3 protein-coding genes are annotated in these 3957 nt (G+C 63.1%); 1 reads left to right on the top strand and 2 read right to left on the bottom strand.

What is annotated here, in order from left to right:
* Positions 1–1161 (bottom strand): LptF/LptG family permease (locus QZ964_RS21375; RefSeq protein WP_292534403.1); only part of this gene is annotated, 1161 nt, incomplete at its 3' end.
* 124 nt (positions 1162–1285) lie between these two features.
* Positions 1286–2191: a hypothetical protein gene (locus tag QZ964_RS21370; RefSeq protein ID WP_196405390.1), complete on the bottom strand. Its 906-nt coding sequence runs from the start codon at positions 2189–2191 to the stop codon at positions 1286–1288.
* A gap of 182 nt (positions 2192–2373) precedes the next feature.
* Here QZ964_RS21370 and QZ964_RS21365 point away from each other — a divergent pair, with 182 nt between their 5' ends.
* Positions 2374–3639: a glycosyltransferase gene (locus tag QZ964_RS21365; protein ID WP_292534400.1), complete on the top strand. Its 1266-nt coding sequence runs from the start codon at positions 2374–2376 to the stop codon at positions 3637–3639.
* The last annotated feature ends 318 nt before the right edge of the window (positions 3640–3957 follow it).

Genomic DNA, 3957 nt, shown 5'->3' with positions numbered 1-3957 from the left:
GAGCGGCGTCGCGTAGGCGTCCCGCGCGGATGAAGCGCGTGCGTCGAACAGGCGCTTGGGCTTGGGGCTGCGGTTGAGCCGGGCAAGAAGCCAAAGCGAAACGCCGACTTCGGCGAGCGCGAGCGCGGCAAGCAGCAAGACGAACAACCCGCTGATGCGCAGAAGCGACTCAAGCGCGACGAGAAAGCCGATGTGCACGGCTGGAACCGCAATCGTGGCGAGGCCGCCCGCCGCTCCGCGCCGCCCAGTGATATTCCCGAATGTCAGGACCAGGGCCATCGCAAGGAGCGTATGGGCGATCGCGAGCGCCGGCACGCCGAAACGCTTCGCCGCCTCCGCCGTCCACTCTCCAAGCTGGCGCGGATCGCGCCGCGCGGCGGCGTAATTGGCGAGAAAGGCGCCGGCCGACAATTCATAGACGCCGCGCCAGCCCCGGTCGGGCAGCGATGCGCTGCCCTGCATCGGCAACGCCATGGCGTATTCATCGAAACTGGCGATGCGCACGTCGCCTGTCGTCAATGAGCGCGTCTGGATGCTGCCATTGGAGAGCGCGACGATGACCCCGGATTCATTGCGTCGAAATTCGGCGCGCGCCGCCGTCACCGTCTCTTCCTGCATCTTTTCGATCGAAAGCTGACGCACGAACAGATTGACCGCAAGGTCTGGCGTCTCCCAACGCTCGATGTAGAGCGTCTTCACGCCATTGTCGAAGGTGTAGAAACGCGCCGCGTCGAGCATGCGATGGTTGAGCGAATTGCGCACGACATTGAGCACGTCCTGCATGCCGCTCGAATAGTAGGGCGCCGCGAAATTGGCGAGCAGATAGCCGAGGACGACGACGCCGGCCGCCAAGACCAGCGCCGGGCGGCAGATGGCCCAGACGGAAAGGCGCAGCGCGTAGAGAACGGCGATCATGCCTTCGCTCGCCATGCGGCCGAACTCGAGCGCGGTGGCGACGCCCACCGCCATCGGCAAAGTCACGTAAGCCACCGTCGGCGTCACCCCGATCAAAGCGGGAATGACAAGGCCGCCGCGCACCGCAGCGGGCGGCAGTTGGTAAAGCAGATATGACAAGACGACGGGAATGGAGAGTGCGAACTGCACGATAAGCACGCCCAACCCGATGCGCTTGAACAGATAGCGGAACAGCAGGCGCGGCATGGCGGGGCTCCGCGCTATCGCTCGGCGTCGCGCCGAGCGGCAAAGAAAATCCGCATCGCGAAGCCTAAGCGGCGGAGCGGCGCGCCGGCGCAAAGGCGCGCACGATGCGAAACGCCGCCGCGCGTCATTGCTTGAACCTCGCCCAGGCGGCCTGCGAATAGTGCGTCCACGCCTCATCGAACACGCCATTCTTCGGCAGCGCTGTCGCGCCGGCCCAATGCGCGAAATAGATCTCCTTGCCTTCGTAGTCGACGGGCTTGCCGTTCTTAAATTCGACGCCTGGCGCTTTGTAGAAGCTTTCGTGGGAGGCGCCCGCGATGACGTTCGGCAAAAGCTCGATTTTCAGGCCGCGGCGGTGCGTGACGAAATTGACGAGCGGCTGGGCGAAGAGCTGACCGCGCTTGCGCACGTCATGGAAAATGACGGCGTCGTCGCGGACGGTATCCATGAAATCGGACAGCTTCAGATATTGGTTCGAGGTGACCCAGAAGCCGTCATTGAAAAGGAGCGCGTCCTTCAAAAACGGATAGTGGTCGCGCCTGTCGTTGTAGACATATTCGAAGCTCGGAGAGGCGACGATGAACTCCGTCTTGCCTTTGTCCAAACGGCCGAACAGCGGCGTGAAGTCGCGAAACAGAATGACGTCCACGTCGACATAGACGACTTCATCGAGCGGCAGCGCGAGCGCTTGCAACTTTCTTAGCCGACGGCGGTTGGTGTTGAAGATGCCGGGGTAAAGTTCATGCGAGAGCTTGTCGATTTCGGTCGGCTCTTCGCCGACGTAATGCGCCCCGTAAATTTCCGCCGCGCGGCGCGTCATGACGACATTGTCGTCATAGGGAATGAGATAAAGCGGCAGCCCGGAATTGGTGTCTCGGTAGCTTTCGAGAAAAGGCAGCAGCCAGTCGATGATCTTGTCGTTGCCGACGATGGCGACGCCGTAGCGCTTGGCAGGGGCGGGAGTGGGCGCGGGGCTGGCCGCCGCGGCGCCTTCGGGCGATAAGACTGGATTTGGGACGCGAAGCCTCATATAGGGGATGTATTTGAAAATGTCGGGCAAAAGCAAGGGGCGGCTCGGTATTGAGGAAAGATGCGGGTCGGGACGCCTCAATGTGAAACAGCAGCGATGCGGCGCGCCTGAGCGGCCGAGCGCGCGGTTTTCCTAAGCTATTTGAGAACGATCGACCATGTTGCAGCACGATGTCTGATACGATGAGCCATATTTCGTCATCCGCGGCGCGCGGGGCGCAGACCGCAGGCGCGCAGGCGCGGCCTTTTGCCGGCAAAACCGTGGCCGTTGTTCATGCCGCCTGGCACAGTTGCGGCAGTTATCAGGTGAACGTCAGTCAGATCGCCGCCTATAAGGCGCTTGGCGCGCGCGTCGTGTCTGTCGCGATGATGGACGATCTCGCGCGCCCTCCGCCGCTCGGCGGGCGCTGGCCAGCCTATATTGAAGCGTCGCGCGACATCGGCGCCGACCGTCGTTTTTATTCGGGCGCGCCGTTCTCCGCCTTGGCCTCTCGACTGCTTGTCGATGGCTGGTGGCGGCTGATCCACGGCGATCAGGCGTCGTGGCTCATCGAACTCGCGAAGCGCGCGCCCTTGCCCGAAGGATTCGAGAGCGAGTCGATCGACTTCATCCACGCCAATCATTACTTCACGCTGCCCTTCGCGGAACGGCTGATGCGCGGCCGTAAAGTTCCGGTCGTTCTGGAGACGCAGGACATTCAGGCGCGCCAATATGTGTTGCGCAACAAGGGCGGATTCTTCATTCCGCCCTATGCGACCTACGGCGGCATGCTTGAGGTCGAACTCGCATGGATGCGCCGCGCCGATCTTTGCGCGCATCTCAATGAGGAGGAGCATCGTGATTTTCAAAAGCTCCTGCCGGAGTTGCGACATGCGCTCATTTACCCGGCGGTGGCGTCGGCGCCCTTGGCGCGCGGCCGCGACATCATCATCGTGGCGAGCGACAATTACGCCAATTACATGAGCCTCCGCTGGTTCCTGCAGGAGGTCATGCCCTTTGCGGGCGACGCCCGCGTCGCGATTTACGGCAATATCGACGGCGCCATGAAGAGACGCGACTCGGCGCTCTATGAGTCGCATCGCGCCTTGTTCAAGGGCCGCGTCGACGACATCGGCGCGGTCTACGCCAACGCCGGCTGCGTGCTGCTCCCGACCGTTGAAGGCCACGGCCTGTCGATCAAGGCGGTCGAGGCGCTATCTTGCGGCGCGCCTCTCGTCGCGACGCCGCTGGCGTTTCGCGGCATGCAAGTCGATCCCGCCAAACTCGGAAATGTGGCTCTCGCCGAAAACGCCAGGCAATATGCAGCCTTATGGCGCGAAGCCCAGGCGCGCGCCGTCAGCGGAGAAGCTGCAGAGCCGGAGCGAAGCGACACGCGCCGCCTGTACGAAGACGCGTTCAGCCCAGAGGCTTATGCGCGCGCTCTGGCAATGGCCGCCGCAGCGCTCTAAACTGACGCGGCATGAGCGCCAAATTCGTCGCTTGCGCGATCGCGAGCATAGACCGTGCTTCTTTGGTCGGCGCCTGCGCGCAAACGCGCCATGTTGCAGCAGTTCCGCGCTAAAGCGATTGTCGGGGCAGTCGAACTCTGCTTAGGCTGCGGTTCGCGCCAGCTGGAGGAACGGGTTGAGCGTTGCATCGAGTGATTGCTTCGCCTGCGCCCAGCGTCCGCTTCTTGGCCGGCGCGTCGCGCTGATCCACCCGGCTTGGCACTCCTGCGGCACCTATCGCGTCGTCCTTGGTCAGATCGCCGCCTATCACGCTTTGGG

Source organism: Methylocystis sp. (assembly GCF_021731785.1).
Lineage (GTDB): Bacteria > Pseudomonadota > Alphaproteobacteria > Rhizobiales > Beijerinckiaceae > Methylocystis.
Note: the sequence above shows the minus strand (reverse complement) of the source record. Positions and strands in the feature narration are given on the sequence as shown.